At 64.6% G+C, this 24,291-nt stretch carries 2 protein-coding genes; both read left to right on the forward strand.

Going from position 1 to position 24,291, the window contains the following annotated elements; all coding sequences use genetic code 11:
- Entirely contained in the window at positions 1-12,864 is a 12,864-nt protein-coding gene (locus RB216_RS11565) for a non-ribosomal peptide synthetase (RefSeq protein WP_308908715.1), read from the forward strand.
- Entirely contained in the window at positions 12,861-24,155 is an 11,295-nt protein-coding gene (locus RB216_RS11570; protein WP_308908716.1) for a non-ribosomal peptide synthetase, read from the forward strand. The genes RB216_RS11565 and RB216_RS11570 overlap by 4 nt, the downstream gene beginning before the upstream one ends.
- The last annotated feature ends 136 nt before the right edge of the window (positions 24,156-24,291 follow it).

Here is a 24,291-nt window from a genome sequence, read left to right on the forward strand (position 1 = left end):
ATGCAGTTCAGCGAATTATTGGCAGCGATTTCCACCCATGCGATCCGTCTGCAACTGGAAGAAGGCGACCTGATCATCCTGGGCGATGACGAAGCGCTGGACGATGCGCTGTGGGATCAATTGATCGCCCACAAGCCCCGGTTGCTCGAACTGGTGGCCGAACATGGCGGCGACTGGCTGAGCCCGGCCTACCGCATCACCCCGGACATGCTGCCGCTGGTCAGCCTCGACCAGGCAGCCATCGACCGGATTGTCGCCGCCATCCCCGGCGGCGCGGCTAACGTGCAGGATATCTACCCACTGGCGCCGCTCCAGGAGGGCATGCTTTACCACCATCTGTCGGCGGAGCAGGGCGATCCGTACGTGTTGCACGCGCAGTTCGAGTTCGACAGCCGTGGGCGTCTGGAGGCCTTTGCCGAGGCGCTGCAATGGGTGATCGATCGCCACGACATCCTGCGTACATCCATGGTCTGGGAACGTCTCGATGAGCCGTTGCAGGTGGTGTGGCGCAAGGCGGTCCTGTCATGCGAGGCGGTTGATTTCGATCCGCGTAGTTATCGTATGGACCTGGGCCAGGCGCCGTTGCTGCGCCTGGTGTTTGCCGAGGATTCGCTCACTGGGCGGGTGGCCGCGACCCTGCTGTTCCACCACACCATTCTCGACCACACCGCCCTGGACGTGGTGCGCCATGAAATCCAGCTGTACCTGGCCGGCGAGCACGCCCAGGCCGGGGAGCCGGTGCCGTTTCGCAGCTATATCGCCCAGGTACGTCATGGCGTCAGCGAGCAGGCCCACGAGACGTTCTTCCGCGAGATGCTGGCGGACATCGACGAGCCGACGCTGCCTTTCGGTTTGCAGGACGTGCAGGGTGACGGCCTGGGCATTGACGAGGCACGCATCTCCGTCGACAGCCTACTGAGCCGCCGCCTGCGTACCCTGGCACGGCCCCTTGGCGTCAGCGTGGCCAGTATGATGCACCTGGCGCTGGCCCGCGTTTTGGGCGTGGTCTCCGGGCGTGACGCAGTGGTGTTCGGCACCGTGATGCTCGGCCGCATGGGCGCTGGCGAGGGTGGTGAACGGGCCCTGGGCATGTTCATCAACACCTTGCCCCTGCGTGTGGATGTGGGCGAACAGGGCGTGCGTGCCGGGGTCAAGGCCACCCATGAACGCCTCACCACCTTGCTCAACCACGAACATGCATCCCTGGCGCTGGCTCAGCGTTGCAGTGGCGTGGCGGCACCGACGCCGTTGTTCAGCGCCATGCTCAACTACCGCCACAGCGCCGCCACGGACATGGCCGAGGTGATCGAAGTCGCTGAGGGCATCCGTGTACTGGGCGCCGAGGAACGCACCAACTACCCGCTGACGGTCAACGTCGATGACCTGGGTGAAGACTTTGCGCTGACCGTGATGGTCGACGCGTCCATCGGTGCCGAACGGGTTGCCACTTACCTGCACACCGCCCTGGCAAGCCTGGCCGACGCGCTGGAGCAACGACCGGACATGCCGCTCAGCGGCCTGAACATCCTGCCCGACGCCGAACGCCACACTTTGCTGCACAGCCTCAATCAAAGCCCCGCGCACTACGCCGACACCGCCCTGATCCATCAGCAAGTCGAAACCCACGCCGCCGCCCAGCCCGAAGCCATCGCCTTGCGCTTCGACAACCAGCGCCTCACCTACCGCCAACTCAACGAGCGCGCCAACCAGGTTGCCCATCGCCTGTTGGCCCAAGGCATCTGCCCGGACGACCGCGTGGCGATTTGCGTGGAACGCGGCCCGGAGATGATCATCGGCTTGCTGGGCATTCTCAAGGCTGGCGCGGGCTATGTGCCGATCGACCCGGCTTACCCGCTGGAGCGCATCGCCTATACCTTGGCGGATAGCGCGCCTGTGGCCGTGCTGGTGCAAGCCAACACCCGTCATCTGGTCGGCGACCTGCCGCAAGCCAACACCCGTCATCTGGTCGGCGACCTGCCGCAGATCGACCTCAATGGCTTGCGCGGTGAGTCCCTCGTCAACCCACGGGTCACTGTCAGCCCGGCTCACCTGGCCTACGTGATCTACACCTCCGGCTCTACCGGCCAGCCCAAGGGCGTGATGATTGAACACCGCCAGGTCGCACGACTGTTCACGGCCACCGAGCACTGGTTCGGTTTCAACGCCAACGATGTGTGGGCGTTGTTCCATTCGTTCGCCTTCGATTTCTCGGTGTGGGAAATCTGGGGCGCGCTGATGCACGGCGGCCAGTTGCTGATCGTGCCGCAACTGGTCAGCCGTTCGCCGGATGAATGCTATTCGCTGCTGTGCGAGGCGGGCGTGAGCATCCTCAACCAGACGCCGAGCGCCTTCCGCCAATTGATTGCAGCACAGAGCCAGCACCCGCAATCCCATTCCCTGCGCCAGGTGATCTTCGGCGGCGAGGCGTTGGAGCCGGGCATGCTCAAGCCGTGGTACGCCCGGACGATCAACGCCGGCACGCAATTGGTGAATATGTATGGCATCACCGAAACCACCGTGCACGTGACCTATCGCGCCCTGGAGGCGGCGGATGCGCAATTGGTCGGCGTCAGCCCGATTGGTGTGCGCATTCCCGATTTGCAGTTGTACGTGCTGGATGCGCGTCGCGAGCCGCTGCCGTTGGGGGTGGTCGGTGAGTTGTACGTCGGCGGCGCCGGGGTGGCGCGCGGTTACCTCAACCGTGAGGCGCTGACCGCCGAGCGTTTCCTGGCCGACCCGGTCACCGGCCAGCGCCTGTACAAGACCGGCGACCTCGGCCGCCTGCTGGCCGACGGCAGTGTCGAATACCTGGGCCGTAACGATGACCAAGTGAAGATCCGCGGTTTCCGCATCGAACTGGGCGAGATCGAGGCCCGCCTGGCAACTGCCCCTGGCGTGCGTGACGCGGTGGTCATCGCCCGTGAAGACGAGCCGGGCGACAAGCGCCTGGTCGCCTACGTGATCGCCGAAGGCGAATGGCAGGCCGCCGACCTGCGTGACCACCTGCTGCTGAGCCTGGCCGAGTACATGGTGCCCAGCGCCTTTGTGCAGATGGACAAATTCCCGCTGACCACCAACGGCAAGCTCGACCGCAAGGCACTCCCCGCGCCGGATGCCGACGCTCTGGCCCGTCGCGGCTACGCAGCGCCACAAGGTGCGGTGGAAACCGCCATCGCCGCGATCTGGCAAGACCTGCTCAAGCTCGATCAGGTGGGCCGTGACGACAACTTCTTCGAACTGGGCGGCCATTCGCTGTTGGCGGTCAAGCTGATCGAACGCATGCGCCAGGTCGACCTCAGCGCCGACGTGCGCGTGCTGTTCGGCCAACCGACCCTGGCGGCACTCGCCGCCGCTGTGGGTGGGCAACAGGAGGTGCAGGTCCCGGCCAACCTGATTACCCAGGCCAGCCAGCACATCACCCCGGACATGGTGCCCTTGGTGGAACTGGACCAGGCGGCGCTTGACCACATCATCGAGAACGTACCCGGCGGCATCAGCAACGTGCAGGATATCTACGGCCTGGCGCCGTTGCAGGCCGGCATTCTCTACCACCACCTGGCGACCACCGAGGGTGATCCCTACGTATTGCAGGTGCAGTTCAGTTTCAATGATCAGGCGGCGGTGGACGCGTTCATCCAGGCATTGCACAGCGTGATCGAGCGCAACGATATCCTGCGCACCGCGATTCTCTGGGAAGGCCTCAACGAGCCGGTGCAGGTGGTCTTGCGCCAGGCAACACTGGCCGTTGAGCGTAGCGACGAGTCTCTTGCCCAACTGCAACAACGCTTCGACCCGCGTCACTTCCGCCTCGATTTGAGCCGCGCTTCACTGATGCGCTTCGCCTACTCGCAAGAACAGGGCCGTTTGGTCGGCATCCTGCTGTTGCACCACATCCTGCTGGACCACACCGCGTTGCAGGTGCTGGTGGACGAAATGAGCGCCAGCCTGTCCGGCCACAGTGCGCAATTGCCCGACGCCGTGCAGTACCGCAACTATGTAGCCCAGGCGCGACTCGGGGTCAGCCAGGCGCAGCATGAAGCTTTCTTCAGCGAAATGCTCGGCGATATCGATGAGCCGACCCTGGCCTTCGGCCTGCAGGACGTGAATGGCGACGGCAGTGGCATCCTTGACGCCCACCTGCCGCTGGAGCCGGCGCTCAGCCTGGGTTTGCGCGAACAGGCACGGCAACTGGGGGTGAGCACCGCCAGCCTGGTGCATTTGGCCTGGGCCCAGGTGCTGGGGCAGGTGTCCGGCCAGCAGGACGTGGTGTTCGGCACCGTGTTGCTCGGCCGCATGCAGGGCGGCGAGGGCGCCGACCGTGCGCTGGGCATGTTCATCAACACCTTGCCGCTGCGGGTCAGCCTCGGCACTGTCGGTGTGCAAGCCGGCGTGCGTGCCACCCATGCACGCCTGGCGCAATTGCTCGGGCATGAGCACGCCTCATTGTCCCTGGCCCAGCGTTGCAGCGGCGTGCCGGGTTCGCTGCCGCTGTTCAGCACCTTGCTCAACTATCGCCACAGTGCACCGGGGGAGGCGCCGGGGGACAGCCCATTCGCCGCCTCCGGCATCCAGATTCTCAGTTCCGAAGAGCGCAGCAATTACCCGCTGGTACTCAACGTCGATGACCTGGGCACAGGTTTTGCGCTGACCGTCCAAGGTGTGGCGACCCTGGATGTGCAACGCGTGGGCGACTACATGCTCACCGCGCTGCGCCACCTGGTGGCCGCACTGCAGCAGGCGCCGACCACACCGTTGCAGGCAGTCTCGATCCTGCCGGCTGCCGAGCGCCATCAGTTGCTGGTGGACTTCAACGCCACCGCCCGTGAATACCCGTCGCAGCTCACCGTACACCAGTTGTTCGAAGCCCAGGCGCTGGCCCGTCCGGAAGCCGTGGCGGCGGTGCATGGGCCGCTGTCCTTGAGCTACCGCGACCTCAACCGGCGTGCCAACCGCCTGGCCCACCACTTGCTCAACCAGGGCGTGCAACCGGGCGAAAGCGTGGCGATCGCACTGCCGCGTTCCCTCGATCTGCTGATCTGCCAGTTGGCGATCCTCAAGTGCGGCGCGGTGTATGTGCCGCTGGACGTCAACGCGCCGGTCGAGCGCCAGGCGTTTATCGTGCAGGACAGCGGTGCGCACCGGGTGCTCAACAACCTGGCGGACCTGAACCTGGACGCCCAGTCGCCGCGTAACCCTGAACTGCGGCAGTCTGCCGAAAGCGTCGCCTACATCCTCTACACCTCCGGCTCCACCGGGGCGCCCAAAGGCGTGCAAGTGCCGCACCGTGCGATCTCGCGCCTGGTACTCAACAACGGTTACGCCGATTTCAATGCGCGTGATCGCGTGGCGTTCGCCTCCAACCCGGCGTTCGACGCGAGCACCCTCGACGTGTGGGCGCCGTTGCTCAACGGTGGCTGCGTGGTGGTGGTCGAGCATGCGGTACTGCTGTCCCAGGCGGCGTTTGCGTCGTTATTGCAGGAGCAATCCGTCAGCGTGTTGTGGATGACCGCCGGGTTGTTCCACCAGTACGCCGACGCGCTGATGCCGGTGTTCCGCCAGTTGCGCTACCTGATCGTTGGCGGCGATGTGCTCGACCCGCAGGTGATTGGCCGCGTACTTGAACACGGCAAACCCCAGCACCTGCTCAATGGCTACGGGCCCACCGAAGCCACCACCTTTTCCACCACCTTTGAGATGACCTCGGTGGGCCAGGGTGGCATTCCCATCGGCCGGCCGATTGCCAATGCCCAGGCCTATGTGCTGGACCCACGCCAGCAACCCGTACCGTTGGGCGTGGTGGGCGAGCTGTACATCGGTGGCGCGGGCGTGGCCAAGGGGTATCTGAACCAGCCGCAACTGACCGCCGAAAAATTCATCCCGAACCCGTTTGGTGAAGGCTTGCTGTACCGCACCGGTGACCTGGCCTGCTGGCAGGTCGACGGCACCTTGCTGTACCAGGGGCGCAATGACCTGCAGGTGAAGATCCGTGGTTTCCGTATCGAACCGGGCGAGATCGAGACCTGCCTGGCCAGCTTCCCGGGTGTAAAAGACACCGTGGTGCTGGCCCGTGAAGACGAACCTGGCGACAAGCGTCTGGTGGCCTACTACACCGCCCGTGAGCCGTTGGACATCGAAACACTGCGCGCCCACCTGCAAGGCCAACTGCCGGATTACATGGTGCCGTCGGCCTACGTGTGGCTGGCGCTGTTACCGCTCACCGCCAACGGCAAGCTCGACCGCAAAGGCCTGCCGGTGCCCGACCAGAGCGCGCTGCTCAGCCGTGGTTTCGAAGCACCGGAAGGCGAAGTGGAAACCCAGCTGGCGCAGATCTGGCAGGACGTGCTCAAGCTCGACCGCGTTGGCCGTCACGATCACTTCTTTGAGTTGGGCGGGCACTCGTTGCTGGCAGTCAGCCTGATCGAGCGCATGCGCCAGGTCGGCCTGAGCTGCGACGTGCGTGTGTTGTTTAGCCAGCCAAGCCTGGCGGCGCTGGCCGCCGCCGTGGGCAGTGGCCGGGAAGTCGTGGTGCCGGCCAATGGCATTCCAGCGGGTTGCACCCAGATCACGCCGTCGATGCTGACCCTGGTGCAGCTCGACCCGGTGGCCATCGAACGAATCGTCGCGAACGTGCCGGGCGGTGCGGCGAACGTGCAGGACATTTATCCGTTGGCGCCGTTGCAGGAAGGCATTCTTTACCACCACATCAGTGCCGAACAGGGCGATCCGTACCTGCTGCAATCGCGCATGGCATTCGACAGTATCGAGCGCCTGCACGCGTTCATGGGCGCGCTGCAACAGGTGGTGGCCCGCCATGACATCTTGCGTACCGGGGTGGTCTGGGAAGGGTTGGACAGCCCGGTGCAGGTGGTGTGGCGCCAGGCGCAGCTGGTTGTCCAGGAGGTTGCCTTGGACCCGGCGGACGGCGGCGTCATCGAACAATTGCACGCGCGCTTCGACGCCCGCCATTACCGCCTGGATATCACCCAGGCGCCGCTGCTGCGCATGGTTTACGCCCAGGATCCGCAACACACCCGCGTCGCGGCGATCCTGCTGTTCCACCACCTGGCGCTGGACCACACCGCCATGGAAGTAGTGGGCCAGGAGATGCGCGCGTTCCTGTTCAACCAGGCGCAGGACTTGCCCGAGGCGGCGCCGTTCCGCAACTACGTGGCCCAGGCGCGCCTGGGTGTCAGCATGGAGGAGCACGAAGCGTTCTTCCGCGACATGCTCGCTGACGTGGATGAGCCGACCCTGCCGTTCGGTGTGCAAGATGTACAGGGCGATGGACGTGACATCGAAGAAGCCGAATGGCCGGTGGATACAGCCCTGGCCCGGCGGGTGCGCGAACAGGCGCGGCAGTTGGGCATCAGCGCGGCGAGCCTGATGCACCTGGCCTGGGCGCAGGTACTGGGTCTGGTGTCTGGGCGTGACGACGTGGTATTCGGCACCGTATTGATGGGCCGCATGCAAGCCGGTGACGGCGCGGACCGTGCGCTGGGCATGTTCATCAACACCTTGCCGCTGCGGGTCAATGTAGCAGCGCCGGCTGCGGTTGCGGTCAAGGCGACCCATGGGCGCTTGAGCGCTTTGCTTGGCCACGAACATGCGTCCCTGGCGCTGGCCCAGCGTTGCAGCGGCGTGGCGAATGCTTCGCCGTTGTTCAGTGCCTTGCTCAACTACCGCCACAGCACGCCTGGAGAAATGGCTCGCGACGGCCATGGCATCTGGGAAGGGGTGCAACTGCTCGGTGGTGAGGAGCGCAGCAACTACCCGCTGACCTTGAGTGTGGATGACCTGGGCGAAGGCTTCGGCCTGACCGTATTGGCGCTGCCGCAGATCGGCGCCCAGCGGCTGTGTGCCTACATGCATAACGCCATCGAGCAGTTGGTCGAGACGCTGGAAAGCGAACCCAAGACCCCACTCAGTCAATTGCCGATCCTGCCGGCAGCGGAGCGCGAAACCCTACTGCGCGAGTTCAATGCCACCGCCAGCGATTTCCCCACGGGCCACACGGTGCATGGGGCTTTCGAGATCCAGGCCGAGCGCCAACCTCATGCCATCGCCGTGGTGCAAGACGGCGAATCGCTGACCTACCAACAGCTCAACACACGTGCCAACCAGTTGGCCCATCATCTGCTGCAACAGGGCGTACAGCCTGATGACCGTGTCGCCCTGTGCTGCCGTCGCGGCCCGCAGATGCTGGTGGGCTTGCTCGGCATCCTCAAGGCCGGTGCCGGATACGTGCCCGTCGACCCGGCGTATCCTGCCGAGCGCATCGCCTACCTGCTGAAAGACAGCGCACCTGTGGCGGTGTTGGCCGAAGCCAGTACTCGCGATCTATTGGGCGGGGTTGCCACCCTCGACCTGCACGATCCGCGCTTGCAGCAGCACGTCGTCAACAATCCGCAACTCAGCGTGCTGACCCCGGCCCATCTGGCCTATGTCATCTACACCTCCGGTTCCACCGGCCAGCCCAAAGGTGTGATGGTGGAGCACCGTACCGTGGAAAACCTGGTGCACTGGCACTGCGAGGCCTTTGGCCTGGATGCGACGGGCGACACCAGCAGCGTCGCCGGTTTCGGTTTTGATGCGATGGCCTGGGAGGTCTGGCCGGCGCTGTGCGTGGGTGCCACCCTGCATCTGCCACCGGCCGATGTGGGCAATGAAAACATCGATGAGCTGCTCGCCTGGTGGCTGGCGCAACCACTGGACGTCAGCTTCCTGCCAACGCCTGTGGCCGAATACGCCTTCAGCCAGAACCTGCAACACCCCACGTTGCGCATTCTACTGATTGGCGGTGATCGCCTGCGCCAGTTCACCCAGGAACGCCGCTTTGCAGTGATCAACAACTACGGCCCCACCGAAGCCACGGTAGTTGCCACCTCCGGCCGCGTGCGCGCCGGGCAGGTACTGCATATCGGCCGGCCTATCGCCAATGCCAGCGTCTACCTGCTGGACGCGCACTTGCGTCCGGTGCCGGTGGGGGTGGCGGGCGAGTTGTATGTCGGCGGCAGCGGCGTGGCGCGCGGTTACCTGAACCGTCCGGACCTGAGCGCCGAACGCTTCCTGCAAGACCCGTTCAACGAGGGCCGCATGTACCGCACAGGCGACCTGGCGCGCTGGTTACCGGATGGCAATATCGAGTACCTGGGGCGTAATGATGACCAGGTGAAAGTGCGTGGCGTGCGGGTTGAACTGGGTGAAATCGAAAGCCGTCTGGCCGCACTGGACGGCGTCGGTGAGGCGGTGGTGCTGGTGCGCGAAGGGCGCTTGATTGCCTGGTTCACCGAACAGCAACCATTGGATATCGACACCCTGCGCGCGCAACTGCAAGCCCAGTTGCCGGATGCGCTGGTGCCGGTCGCCTATGTGAAGCTGCACGCATTGCCCCTGACTGCCAACGGCAAGCTCGACCGCAAGGCGTTGCCGGAACCGGATCAGGCGGCGTTGCTGACTCGCGAGTACGCAGCCCCCCAAGGCGAGGTTGAGAGCACCCTGGCGCGTATTTGGGCCGAGGTGCTGCACGTGCAGCAGGTCGGGCGCCATGACCACTTTTTTGAACTGGGCGGCCATTCGTTGCTCGCCGTCAGCCTGATCGAACGCATGCGCCAGGTCGGCCTGAGTGCCGATGTGCGCGTGCTGTTCAGCCAGCCGACCCTGGCGGCGCTGGCGGCCGCCGTGGGCAGTGGGCGCGATGTGTCGGTGCCGGACAATCGTATTCCGGCGGGTTGCCAACGTATTACCCCGGATCTCTTATCCCTGGTGCAACTCGACCAATCGACCATCGACCACGTCGTCGCCCAGGTGCCCGGTGGTGCCACCAATGTGCAGGACATCTACCCGCTGGCGCCGCTGCAGGAGGGCATTCTCTACCACCACATCAGCGCAGGGCAGGGCGACCCTTACTTGCTGCAATCGCACCTGGCGTTCGACAGTCTCGACCGCTTGAATGCCTTCGCCCAGGCGCTGCAACAGGTGATCGACCGTCACGACATCCTGCGCACCGCCGTGGTCTGGGAAGGCCTTGCCCAGCCGTTGCAAGTGGTGTGGCGCAAGGCCCGCTTGCAGGTGCAGGCGGACGTAATCGACCAGTTGCACCAGCGCTTCGACCCGCGCCAGTACCGTGTGCCGATGAATCAGGCGCCGCTGATACGCCTGGTGTACGCGCCGGACCCGGCCAACCAGCGCGTGGTCGCGATCCTGTTGTTCCACCACATTGCCCTCGACCACACTGCCCTCGACGGCGTGCGCCACGAGATGCAGGCCAGCCTGCTCGGGTTGCCACAGCCTGCCGGTGACGCGACGCCTTACCGCAACTACGTGGCCCAGGCGCGATTGGGTGTCAGCGAGGAGGAGCATGAGCAGTTCTTCCGTGGAATGCTCGGTGATATCAGCGAACCAACCCTGCCATTCGGCCTGCAGGACGTGCGCGGCGACGGCAATGCCATCGAAGAGGTCCAACTGAACCTGGCCCCGACCCTCAACCAGCGCCTGCGGACCCAGGCGCGTTTACTCGGCGTGAGTGCCGCCAGCCTGTTCCACCTGGCCTGGGCGCGAGTCCTCGCCAGCACTTCAGGCCAGGAAAACGTGGTGTTCGGCACCGTGTTGCTGGGGCGCATGCAAGGCGGCAAAGGCAGTGATCGCGCGCTGGGTATGTTCATCAACACCTTGCCGCTGCGCGTGGACATTGATGGCAGCGGCGTGCGCGTGGCGGTCAAACAGACCCATGCGCGACTGACCGCATTGCTCGGGCATGAACACGCATCCCTCGCCCTGGCCCAGCGTTGCAGCGGTGTCGCCGCGCCGCAGCCGTTGTTCAGCGCGATGCTCAACTATCGCCACAGCGACAGCCAGCAGGCGCCGGTGTCCCAGGCCTGGGAAGGCATCCAGACCCTGGCCAGCGAGGAGCGCACCAACTACCCGTTGACGCTGAACGTGGACGACCAGGGCGACGGCTTCCGCCTCACTGCCATGACCGCGAAGTCGATTGGCGCGCAACGCCTCTGCGGTTACCTGCAGGTGACCTTGCAAGGGCTGGTCGACGCGCTGGAGCAGGCGCCGCAGTTGGCGGTCAATCGCCTACCGGTGCTGGAGGCTCAGGAGCGTCAGCAATTGCTGTCGGGTTTCAATGCCACCGAGGTGGCCTATGACCTCGACCAGACCCTGCACGGCCTGTTTGAAGCGCAAGTGATGCGCACACCGGACGCCATCGCCGTCAAGGCAGGTGAGCTGGCATTGACCTACGCCGAACTGAACGCGCAAGCCAACCAGCTGGCGCATCACCTGATCGAAATGGGCGTTCAAGCCGATTCGCGGGTCGCGATCTGCCTGGAGCGTGGCCTGGACATGGTGGTCGGCCTGTACGCGATCCTCAAGGCCGGTGCGGCCTATGTGCCGCTGGACCCGGCGTATCCGCTGGAACGTATCGCCTACATGCTGGAAGACAGCGCGCCTGTTGCGGTGCTGGCCCAAGGCGCCACGCGTGGTTTGCTGGGCGACGCGCCGGTGATCGATCTGGACCGCCCGACCTGGCAACACCACGCCATCGACAATCCCCGCGCACAGGCCCTCAGCGCCTACGTGATCTACACCTCCGGCTCCACCGGTCTGCCCAAGGGCGTGATCAACGACCATCCCGGCGTGGTCAACCGCTTGTTGTGGGTGCAGGACGCCTACGCCCTCAAGGCCCACGACCGGGTGTTGCAGAAAACCCCGTTCAGCTTCGACGTGTCGGTGTGGGAGTTCTTCTGGCCGCTGTTCACGGGTGCCTGCCTGGTCATGGCGCGTCCTGGCGGGCATAAAGACCCGGCCTATCTGTGCGAGGTGATCGCCACTGAACAGATCACCACGTTGCATTTTGTACCGTCGATGCTCGACGTATTCCTGGCCCACGGCGATGTCAGCCAGGCGGCCGGCCTGCAACGGGTGATGTGCAGCGGCGAAGCGTTGCCGGGCAGTCTTGTGAGGCGCTTCAAGCAGCAACTGCCAGGCATCGGCCTGTACAACCTGTACGGCCCGACCGAAGCCGCCGTCGACGTGACCGCCTGGAACTGCGCGCGCCCGGACGTGCCGGACAACACGCCGATTGGCAAACCCATCGCCAACACCCGCATGTACGTGTTGGATGGGCAAATGCAGCCGGTGCCCCTGGGCGTGGTGGGCGAGTTGTTCATCGGCGGCGTGCAGGTGGCGCGGGGCTACCTCAATCGTCCCGAGTTGACCGCCGAACGTTTCCTCAAGGACCCGTTCACCGATGGGCGCCTGTATCGCACCGGCGACCTTGGGCGTTACCTGCCCGACGGCACTATCGAGTACCTGGGCCGCAACGACGACCAGGTGAAGATCCGTGGCCTGCGTATCGAGCTGGGCGAGATCCAGGCGCGACTGCTGGAACATCCGCAGGTCAACGAAGCCGCGGTGGTGGCCCGCGATGACCGGCTCGTCGCCTACTACACCGGCGTTCGGGTAACGGACCTGCGCGAACACCTGCTGCAACACCTGCCGGACTTTATGGTGCCCGCGCTGTTCGTGCACCTTGACGCGTTGCCGTTGAGCCCCAACGGCAAGCTCGACCGCAAGGCGCTGCCGGCGCCGGGCAACGAAGCCTTGACCGTGCGCGAGTACGAGGCCCCGGTGGGCGATACCGAAATGCTCCTGGCGCAGCTCTGGGCCGAACTGCTCGGCGTGGAGCGGGTAGGGCGCCAGGACAATTTCTTTGAATTGGGCGGGCACTCGCTGCTCGCCGTGAGCTTGATCGGGCGCTTGCGCCAGGAAGGCATGGAAGCCGATGTGCGTGCGTTGTTCGAACAGCCGACCCTGGCTGGCTACGCCGCGATGACTGAACGAATGGAGATCGTCCTGTGAGCATTCACGAACTGCTGGCGACGCTGAAAACCAAGGACGTACAACTCGCGCTGAAGGGTGAGCAGTTGTCGGTGCTAGGCAACAAACAAGCGCTGAGCGATCCGGTGATTCTTGCCGCCTTGCGCGAACACAAGCCGGCGTTGATCGACCTGATCAAGGCCGGCGAGTATTCGGCCGCCAACGAGGTGCCGACCAATGGCATCCCGGCCAACGCCGAGCGGATCACGCCGGCCATGTTGACCCTGTCCGAGCTGAGCCAGGAGGAGATCGACCGCATCGTCGCTACGGTCGACGGCGGCGTGGCGAATATCCAGGACATCTACCCGCTGGCGCCGCTGCAGGAAGGCATTCTGTTTCACCACGTCAGCACCGAGCAGGGCGACCCTTATGTGATGCAGTCGCAGTTCGCCTTCGACAGCGTCGAGCGTTTCGACGCGTTTGCCCTGGCCCTGCAAGGGGTGATCGACCGTCACGACATCCTGCGCACCGGCGTGGTCTGGGAGGGGTTGCAACAGCCGTCGCAAGTGGTGTGGCGCAGCGCGCGTCTGCCGGTACAGGCGCTGGAACTGGACCCGGCTGACGGTGATATTGCTGCCCAACTGCACGCTCGGTTCGATGCTCGCCATTTCCGGCTGGACGTGACCCAGGCGCCGCTGCTGCGCCTGGCCTGGGCGAAGGACCCGGCGCAGGGGCGCATTGTCGCGATGCTGCTGTTTCATCACATGGCCCTGGACCACAGTGCCCTGGAAGTGGTACGCCATGAAATGCAGGCGTTCCTGCAAGGCCACGCCGGGCACCTGGGTCACGCCGTGCCGTTTCGCAACTATGTTGCGCAGGCGCGGCTGGGTGTCAGCGAGCAGCAACACGAGGCGTTTTTCCAGCAGATGCTCGGCGATGTGGTCGAGCCGACCTTGCCCTTCGGCTTGCAGGATGTGCAGGGCGATGGCCGTGATATCAATGAACTGGATTGGCCGCTGTCGGACGCACTCAACCAGCGCCTGCGCGCCCAGGCTCGAGCGCTGGGCGTCAGCGTTGCCAGCCTGTTCCACCTGGGCTGGGCCCAGGTACTGAGCGTGCTGGCCGGCAAATCCCAAGTAGTGTTCGGCACCGTGCTGATGGGCCGCATGCAAGGCGGGCATGCCACGGACCGCGCCTTGGGGATTTTCATCAACACCTTGCCGTTTCGCGTGGACGTGGCTGGCGACGACCTGCGCAGCGCGGTCAAGGCCACCCACACGCGACTCACCGCGCTGCTGCGCCACGAACACGCGCCCCTGGCGTTGGCGCAAAGGTGCAGCGGGGTGGTGGCGCCGACGCCGTTGTTCAGCGCGTTGCTCAACTATCGCCACAGCGGCACCGGTACCAGCAGCGAAGCCGTGGCGGCGTGGCAGGGCATCGAGACATTGCGTTCGGATGAGCGCACCAACTACCCGCTGACCCTGAGCGTGGATGACCTGGGCGATGGGTTTATCCTGCGTCTGCTGGCGACCACCCAGGTCGATCCGCAACGCGTCTGTGCCTACCTGCAAACCGCCTTGGATAACTTGGTGACCGCGTTGGAGCAGGCGCCACACACCGCGCTCAACCAGCTCTCGGTGCTGCCTGTAGATGAACAGCGTTTGCTGCTGGAACACTTCAACACCACCCAAGCGGATTTCCCCCAGGACACCACGCTGCACGCTCGCGTCGAAGTCCAGGCCGCGCTCACGCCGGACGCGATTGCCGCTGTGCATTCGGGCCGTCAACTGACCTATGCCGAACTCAACCAGCAAGCCAACCTGCTGGCCCATCACCTGCTGGCGCTGGGGGTCAAGCCGGACGACCGGGTCGCCATCGTTGCGCGCCGTGGCCTGGACACCCTGGCCGGCCTGCTGGCAATCCTCAAGGCCGGCGCCTGTTATGTGCCGGTAGACCCGTCGCACCCGGCCGAGCGCCTCACGTACCTGCTGACCGACAGCGCCCCGGTGGCGGTGCTGACCCAGCATGCCTTGCTCGAGCGCTTGCCGGCCCTTGAAGTGCCGGTGATCAACCTTGACCGCTACACCTGGCAGCATCATTCAGCGAGCAACCCCAAGGTAACGGTCAACCCGTCCAACCTCGCCTATGTGATCTACACCTCCGGCTCCACCGGCCTGCCCAAAGGCGTGATGGTAGAGCATCACACCGTGGCCAACCTGGTGGACTGGCACTGCAACGTCTTTGACCTGCGCGCCGGGCGCCACACGGCCAGTGTCGCTGGGTTCGGCTTTGATGCAATGGCCTGGGAAGTCTGGCCGGCGCTGTGTGTGGGCGCGACGCTGCATCTGCCCCCAGCCCATGACGGCGCCGAAGATATCGACGCGCTGTTGGCCTGGTGGTGTGCGCAGCCGTTGGACGTGTGTTTCCTGCCCACGCCAGTGGCCGAGTACGCCTTCAGCCAGCAGATCGAACACCCGACACTGCGCACCTTGCTGATCGGTGGCGATCGCCTGCGCCAGTACAACCGGGCGCAGCGCTTTGACTTGATCAACAACTACGGGCCTACCGAAGCCACGGTGGTTGCGACTTCGGGCAAGGTCGAGGCCGGCCAGCCGCTGCATATCGGCAAGCCCATCGCCAACGCCACGGTTTACTTGCTCGATGAGCAACAGCGCCCCGTCCCATTGGGCGTAGCAGGGGAGTTGTACGTGGGCGGCAAAGGCGTGGCGCGGGGTTACCTGAACCGCCCGGAACTCACTGCCGAACGCTTCCTGCAAGACCCGTTCAACGCCGGGCGCATGTACCGCACTGGCGACCTGGCGCGTTGGTTGCCGGACGGCAACATCGAGTACCTGGGACGCAATGATGACCAGGTAAAAATTCGCGGCATGCGCATCGAACTGGGTGAAATCGAAACCCAGCTCAACCAAGTGGCAGGTATCCAGGAAGCCGTGGTGCTGGTGCGTGAAGAGCGGCTGGTGGCGTATTTCACCGAAAACCGTCAACTCGACCCATTGGCTGTGGGCGACATCCGCGCCCATCTGGTGGCGCACCTGCCGGACTACATGGTGCCGGTCGCCTACGTGAAGCTGGACGCGTTGCCCCTGACTGCCAACGGCAAGCTTGACCGCAAGGCCTTGCCGGCGCCGGACATGGCCGCTGTGTTTACCCGCGAATACGCGGCACCCGAAGGCGAAATCGAAAGCGTGCTGGCGCACATCTGGGCCGATGTGCTGCACGTCGAGCGCGTCGGGCGTCGCGATCACTTCTTCGAACTGGGAGGGCACTCGTTGTTGGCGATGCGCATGGTCTCGCAGATCCGCCAGCGCCTGGGCGTCGAGTTGCTGCTCGGCGATTTGTTTGCCAATGCCGAACTGGCGGCCGTCGCCGAGGTGCTGGCCCGGTCCGGCCGCAGCACCTTGCCGGATATCCTGCCGGCCAATCGTGATGAACAGGTGCCGCTGTCCTTCGCCCAGCAGCGCCTGTGGTTCCTGGCGCTGATGGAAGGCGCCAACACCGCCTACAACATTCCTATCGGCCTGCGTTTGCGTGGGCAGTTGCATGTCGAGGCGCTGCAAAGGGCGCTCGCCCGTATCGTCGCGCGCCACGAAACCCTGCGCAGCCGCTTCGCCCAGCATGGCGATGACGCCCAGGTGCTGATCGTGCCCGCCGAGGACGTGCTGCCCCTGCAGGTGCAGGACCTGCGCCGCCACCCGCAACCCCAGCAGGCGCTGGATGCGTTGATCCACGGCGAGGCTTCGGCGCCGTTCGACCTGGAGCGTGGCCCGCTGTTGCGCGGGCGCCTGGTGGTCATGGCCGACGATCATCATGTGCTGCTGCTGACCCTGCACCATATCGTTTCCGATGGCTGGTCCATGGGCGTGCTCACCCGCGAGTTGATGGCGTTGTATCAAGCCTTCAGCCACGGCCAGCCCGATCCATTGCCGCCGCTGCCGATCCAGTACGGCGACTTTGCCGTATGGCAACGCCTGTGGCTCAGCGGCGAAGTGCTGCATCGCCAGAGCACCTACTGGCAGCAGGCGCTGGCCGGCGCGCCGGCCTTGCTTACTTTGCCCACTGACCGACCGCGCCCTGCGCAACAGGACTACGCCGGCAGCAGTGTCGAGGTGCGCCTGGACGAACGCCTCACCGCCGGGCTCAAGGCCTTGAGCCAACGCCACGGCACCACCTTGTACATGACCTTGATGAGCGCCTGGGCATCCTTGCTGGCGCGGCTGTCCGGACAGCAGGACGTGGTGATCGGCTCTCCCGTCGCCAATCGCACACGCAGCGAGGTGGAAGGGCTGATCGGGCTGTTCGTCAACACCCTGGCCGTGCGCATCGACACCTCCGGCGAGCTGAGCACCGAGGCGCTGCTGGCGCGGGTCAAGGCGCTGGCGCTGGAAGCACAGGCCCATCAAGACCTGCCGTTTGAGCAGGTGGTAGAAATTACCCGTCCGCCGCGCAGCCTGGCCCACAGCCCGCTGTTCCAGACGCTGTTGACCTGGCAGGACAGCAGCGCGCCGACCCTGGCCTTGGGCGACCTGGCCCTGGAAGGCATCGTCGAGAACAGCCATTTTGCCAAGTTCGACCTGTCCCTGGACTTGAGCGAAGTGCAGGGCACGATCATCGGCGCACTGGAGTACGCGGTGGCGCTGTTCGATGAGTCGACGGTGCAGCGTTACGTCGGCTATTTCACCCGCGTGTTGCAGGCCATGGTCGATAACGACCAGGCGGTGCTGGAGCAGGTGCCGCTGGTGGAAGAGCGTGAACGTCAGCATTTGCTGTTCGACTTCAACGCCACCGAGGTGGCCTACGACCTCGACCAGACCTTGCACGGTATGTTCGAACAGCAGGTGGCGCGGACACCGGATGCCGTCGCCGTCAAGGCTGATCACCTTGTATTGACCTATGCCGAGCTGAACGCGCAGGCCAATCAGCTGGCACATCACCTGCTGGAAATCGGCGTTCAGCCCGATTCACGGGTCGCTATCTGTGTAGAACGCGGCCTGGATATGGTTATCGGCCTGTACGCGATCCTCAAGGCGGGTGCCGCCTATGTGCCGCTGGACCCGGCGTATCCGCTGGAGCGCATCGCCTACATGCTGGAGGACAGCGCGCCGGTCGCGGTGCTGGCCCAGGGCGCGACACGCGGGTTGTTGGGGGATGTGCCGGTGGTCGATCTGGATCGGCCGACCTGGCAGCACCAACGTCAAGACAACCCCGGTGTAGAAGGCGTCAGCGCTTACGTGATCTACACCTCCGGCTCCACCGGCCAACCCAAGGGCGTGATCAACGACCATCCAGGCGTGGTCAACCGCCTGTTGTGGATGCAGGACGCCTATGGCTTGCAAGCCCATGATCGTGTCTTGCAGAAAACCCCGTTCAGCTTCGACGTGTCGGTGTGGGAGTTCTTCTGGCCGCTGTTCACCGGCGCTTGCCTGGTGATGGCGCGTCCTGGCGGCCATAAAGACCCGGCGTACCTGTGCGACGTGATTGCGGCCGAGCAGATCACCACGCTGCACTTCGTGCCGTCGATGCTGGACGTGTTCCTGGCCCATGGCGATGTCAGCCAAGCCAAAGGGTTGGTGCGTGTGATGTGCAGCGGCGAAGCCTTGCCGGGCAGCCTGGTGCGGCGCTTCAAGCAACAATTGCCGGGCAGCGAACTGCACAACCTGTATGGCCCGACCGAAGCCGCCGTCGATGTGACTGCGTGGAACTGCGCCGGGCCGGTAACGCCGGACAACACGCCGATCGGCAAACCGATCGCCAACACCCGCATGTACGTGCTCGATGCACAGATGCAGCCGGTGCCGTTGGGTGTGGTCGGCGAGTTGTTCATCGGCGGCGTGCAAGTGGCACGCGGCTACCTGAACCGCCCTGAATTGACCGCCGAGCGTTTCCTCAAGGACCCGTTCACCGACGGTCGCCTGTACCGCACCGGCGATGTGGGCCGCTACTTGGCGGATGGCACGATCGAGTACCTGGGACGCAATGACGACCAGGTGAAAATCCGTGGCCTGCGCATCGAACTCGGGGAAATCCAGTCGCGCCTTACCGATTATCCGCCGGTCAACGAAGCCGCTGTGATCGCTCGCGACAATCGTTTGATCGCCTACTACACCGGGGTGTTCAGCGAGATCGACGCGTTGCGCGCGCACCTGTTGCAGCATTTGCCGGAGTTCATGGTGCCGGCCATTTTCGTGCACCTCGACACCTTGCCCCTGAGCCCCAACGGCAAGCTCGACCGCAAGGCCTTGCCTGCGCCGGGCCTGGAGTCGGTGGTGGTGCGCGAATACGAAGCGCCCCAGGGCGACACGGAAATCGCCTTGGCCAGCCTGTGGGCCGAGTTACTCAACGTGGAGCGCGTGGGCCGTCACGACAACTTCTTCGAATTGGGCGGGCACTCGTTGCTCGCGGTGAGCCTGATGGGGCGCATGCGCCGCCTCGGGTTGTCGGCGGATGTGAAGGTGTTGTTCGGCCAGCCGACCTTGTCAGCCTTGGCGGCGGCCTTGGGCGGTGGTCGGGAAGTGGCGGTGCCGGCCAATCGCATTGCCGCTGATTGCACCGCGATCACGCCGGATATGTTGCCGTTGGTTCAACTGGATCAGCCATCCATCGAGCGTATCGTCGCCTGCATTCCAGGCGGCGCAGCCAATGTGCAGGACATCTACCCGTTGGCGCCGTTGCAGGCCGGCATGCTGTATCACCACCGTGCGGTACAGGGTGCTGACGACTATGTGCTGCGCGCGCAGTTTGCATTCGACAGCCAACAGCGCCTGGAGGCGTTCGCCCTGGCCTTGCAGGCGGTGGTCCAGCGCCACGACATCCTGCGTTCGTCGTTCCATTGGGACGGCCTGGAAGAACCGGTGCAGGTGGTGTGGCGCGAGGCGTCGCTGCGTGTCGAACGCGGCGTGGTGCCGGAGCGGCTCGAGCTGGCGCAAGCCCCGTTGATGCGCCTGGTGGTCAATGCGGACAGTGCCACGTTGCTGTTTCACCACCTGGTGATGGACCACATCGCCCTGGAAATTTTGCAACAGGAGATGCAGGCGTTCCTCATGGGCACTCAACACACCTTGGGCGTGGCTGTACCGTATCGCAACTATGTGGCCCAGACCCGCGTGGGTGCAGAGGACCACGAAGCGTTCTTCCGCGAAATGCTCGGTGATATTGATGAGCCGACCCAGGTCGAACGCCTGGGCAAAAATGAGCAGATTCAACGCCCACTGGATGCGCAATTGAGCCAACGCCTGCGTACCCAAGCGCGGCAATCCGGCGTCAGCGCCGCCAGCCTGATGCACCTGGCCTGGGCCCAGGTGCTGGGCAAGGTCTCGGGCCGCGACAACGTGGTGTTCGGCAGCGTGATGCTCGGCCGCCTGCAAGGCGGTGAAGGCGCCGAGCGGGCCATGGGTGTGTTTATCAATACCTTGCCGCTGCGGGTCGACCTGGGTGAGCACTCGGTGCGCGACGCACTGCGGGCCACCCACGCACGTCTCAGTCAATTGCTCAGCCATGAGCAGGCGCCGCTGGCGTTGGCCCAGCGTTGCAGCGGCGTGCCGGCGGCGACGCCGCTGTTCGACACGTTGTTCAATTATCGTCACAGTGCGCCGCAGGCTGCCAGCGAGGCGTGGCAAGGCATTCGGATGCTCAAGGCTGAAGAACGCAGCAACTATGGCCTGTCAGTGAGCGTGGATGACCTGGGCGACGGTTTCTTCCTGAAAATCGTGGGGCAGGGCGCGCGCCGGTTGTGCGGCTACTTGCAGGTTGCCGTGGAACAGGTGGTGCAGGCGTTGGAGCAGGGCGGCGCGATGGGCATCAGCCACTTGCCGATCCTGCCTGCTGCCGAATGCCAGCAACTACTGGAGTTCAACGCCACCACGCGACCATTCCCGCGTGAACACACGGTGCAACGCCTGTTCGAAGCCCAGGCCCAGGCGCGTCCTGGCGCATTGGCGGCGCTGCATGGCGGGCAGTCACTGAGCTATGGCGAGCTGAATACCCGCGCCAATCGCTTGGCCCATCACCTGCTGGGCCTTGGGCTGCGTCCCGGTGATAACGTGGCGATCCTGTTGCCGCGCTGCCTGGACCTGCTGATCAGCCAACTGGCCGTGCTCAAATGCGCCGCCGCCTATGTGCCGCTGGACATCAACGCACCCGCCGAACGCCAGGGCTTCATGGTGCAGGACAGCGGCGCGGCCTGGTTGTTGACCCGCAGCGATATTGCCGTCGACTACGGTGTACAGCGGTTGGACCTGGACACCTTGGTCCTCGACCCACAACCCAGCCACAACCCCGACCTGTCGCAGTCCTCGGACAGCGTGGCGTACATCATGTACACCTCCGGTTCCACCGGCACGCCCAAGGGTGTGTTGGTGCCCCATCGCGGCATCACGCGGTTGGTGATCAACAATGGCTACGCCGACTTCAATGCCAGCGACCGCGTGGCCTTCGCCTCCAACCCGGCATTCGACGCCAGCACCATGGACGTATGGGGCCCGCTGCTCAACGGCGGCCAGGTGCAGGTGATCGACCACGCCACCTTGCTGGATCCTGCAGCCTTAGGCGTAGCCTTGGCGGACGCAACGGTGTTGTTCGTTACCACGGCCTTGTTTAACCAGTACGTGCAATTGATTCCCCAGGCCCTGGCAGGTTTGCGCATTCTGCTGTGCGGCGGCGAGCGTGCCGACCCGGCCGCCTTTCGCAACCTGTTGGCCCAGGCGCCCGCGTTGCGTCTGGTGCATTGCTATGGGCCGACCGAAACCACCACCTACGCCACCACCTATGAGGTGCGCGCGCTGGCTGAGGACGCCGACAGCGTGCCGATTGGTCGGCCGATTTCCAACACGCAGATTCATGTGCTGGATGCGCACCTGCAGCCGGTGCCCGTGGGCGTGACCGGTGAAATCTGCATCGGCGGGGATGGCGTGGCGCTGGGGTATCTGAATCGACCTGATCTGACCGCTGAAAAGTTTGTGCAGGATCCGTTGAATTTGCACGCCTTGATGTACCGCACCGGCGACCTTGGCCGTTGGACGGCGGACGGCCTGCTGGACTGCATCGGGCGCAATGACGATCAGGTGAAGATCCGTGGTTTCCGCATCGAGTTGGGCGAGATCGAAGCGCGCCTGGCGACCTTCCCCGGTATCCAGGACGTGGTGGTGCTGGCTCGCGAAGATGCGCCGGGCGACAAGCGCTTGGCGGCCTATTTCACCTGGGCTGATCAGCCTGTCGACCTCGACAGCGTGCGCGCCTATCTGCAAGGCCAATTGCCGGAATACATGGTGCCGTCGGCCTTTGTGCCGCTGGATCACCTGCCGTTGACCGCCAACGGCAAGGTCGACCGCAAGGCCTTGCCGGTGCCGGCCCTGGAAACGTTCAACCGCCGTGAGTTCGAGGCGCCGGCCGATGGGCTGGAACACACCCTGGCCCAGCTATGGGCCGAGGTGTTGAAGCTGGAACAGGTCGGTCGTCATGACAGCTTCTTCGAGTTGGGCGGGCATTCATTGCTGGCGATCCGGCTGGTCAACCTGATGGAGGAAGCGGGGTTGCAGGTGTCCCTGGCTGAGCTGTTCCAGCATGCCAGTGTGGCGTCCGTTGCCGCGATGCTGCGCCAGCGTACGGATGAGCCGGTGCGTGACACGTCGGTGATCACGGTGCGCAGGGGTGGTTCGCAAGCGCCGCTGTTTCTGGTCCATGAGTTCAGCGGCATGGACGTGTACTTCCCGGCGCTGGGTCAGCATTTGCCGGGTGACTATCCGATCTACGGCTTACCGGGCGTGGCGCTCGGCGAAGCGCATCTGAACACGATGGAAGGTCTGGCTGCGCGGCTGGTCGAGTTGATCCGAGGCATTCAACCCCATGGGCCTTACCGGGTTGCCGGCTGGTCGTTTGGCGGGGTGCTGGCCTATGAAGTGGCGATGCAACTGCTGGGGCTGGATGAACCGGTGGAGTTTCTCGGTTTGATCGACAGCTACCTGCCGCGCATGACTGACCAGGGCAAGGCGCGCTGGAGCGGGCCGGACGCGCTCAAGCGGCACTTGCTGTTGCAGTGCACGGCGTACTGGAAAACACAGGGAGGTGTGGATGAGTTGGCGAGCCTTGGGCAGTTGGAGGCGCAGGTTGGACAGCTGGACTTTGCAGGCCTGCTGCAACGTTGTCGCGATGAAGGTGTGCTGCACGCGCAAATGGCAGCGGCGACGGACGCGGACCTCTTGAACTACATCGAGCGGGAAGTGGGGCACGGGCATGCGTTGGCGCATTACAGCCTGTTTCCGTTGCCGATCGCGGTGCATCTGTTCAGTGCGTGTGAGCGGCCGACCGAGTTGTCGCGGCGCAGTGAAACCTTGGGGTGGAATGAGGTGTTGGCGCCGGGGCAATTGCGCCAGGTGGCGGTGCCGGGGGATCACCAGAGCATGATGCAGGCGCCGTACATCCAGGCATTGGGCCAGGCGATGGCTGAGGCCTTGGTGACATGCACGCCGCAGGTTCAGGCCCCGCATCAGCCCTTGCTGCGGATTCAGAGTGGCCGGACAGGGTATGCGCCGGTGTTCTGTGTGCCGGGGGCGGGGGACAGCGTTACCGGTTTTATCGGTTTGAGTGAGGCGTTGGGACGCGACTGGCCGTTGTTTGGTTTGCAGCCGCGCGGATTGGACGGTGAGGCGGTGCCCCATAGCCAGGTGGAAGCGGCGGCGGCTTGTTACTTGAAGGCGTTGGAGCAGGAGTGTCCGCAGGGGCCGGTACATTTGGTGGGGCATTCGTTTGGGGGCTGGGTTGCGCTGGAGATGGCGTTGCGGTTGCAGGCGGCGGGGCGGGAGGTGGCTTCGTTGACGGTGATTGACAGTGAGTCTCCGGAGCGCGCCGTTAGGCCTTATACGACGACGGCGGCGTTGGTGCGGTTGATTGAGGCGATGCAGTTGTCGGCGGGGCAATCGCTGGGGATAGATCTGGAGAATTTTGCCGGGAGTGATGAGGTGGCGCAGCGGCGGCAGTTGCATGCAGGGATGGTCGGCGTTGGTCTGTTGCCGGGGCGGTCGGCTGTGGATGCGATGGATGGGCCGGCGCGGACTTATGCGGCGGCGTTGCGCACGCGGTATCGGCCTGGTTTGCGCTTTAACGGGGTGGTGAGGTTGGTGCTGGCTGAGGATCCGGCGTTGGATGCGGCGGGGAATCAGCGGGAGCAGGGGGAGATGGTTGAGGGGTGGCGGCGGCAGGGGAGTGGGTTGCAGGTTTGGTATGGCGGGGGGAATCACTTTACGTTGCTCAAGGCGCCCAATGTGGTTGGGTTGGCGCGTTGGTGGGTGGATGGGGTTGTTGTTGGGGAGGTGGTGTCTTGAGGGCTGTATGTCGAGTACACATCCATTCCTGCGGTAACGGCTACTTTGGGTTCCGCTCTTACAGCGGGTCACTTTTGGCAAACGCCCCAAAAGTAACCAAAAGGTCTTCGCCCCACCACTCGGCACCTCGCCTAGG

Source organism: Pseudomonas canadensis (genome assembly GCF_030980095.1).
In the GTDB taxonomy this organism is placed as follows: Bacteria; Pseudomonadota; Gammaproteobacteria; order Pseudomonadales; family Pseudomonadaceae; genus Aquipseudomonas; species Aquipseudomonas canadensis.

Excerpts from the sequence above, each read along its gene's own strand:
- RB216_RS11565 (WP_308908715.1), top strand. The coding sequence starts at position 1 with ATGCAGTTCAGCGAATTATTGGCAGCGATTTCCACCCATGCGATCCGT.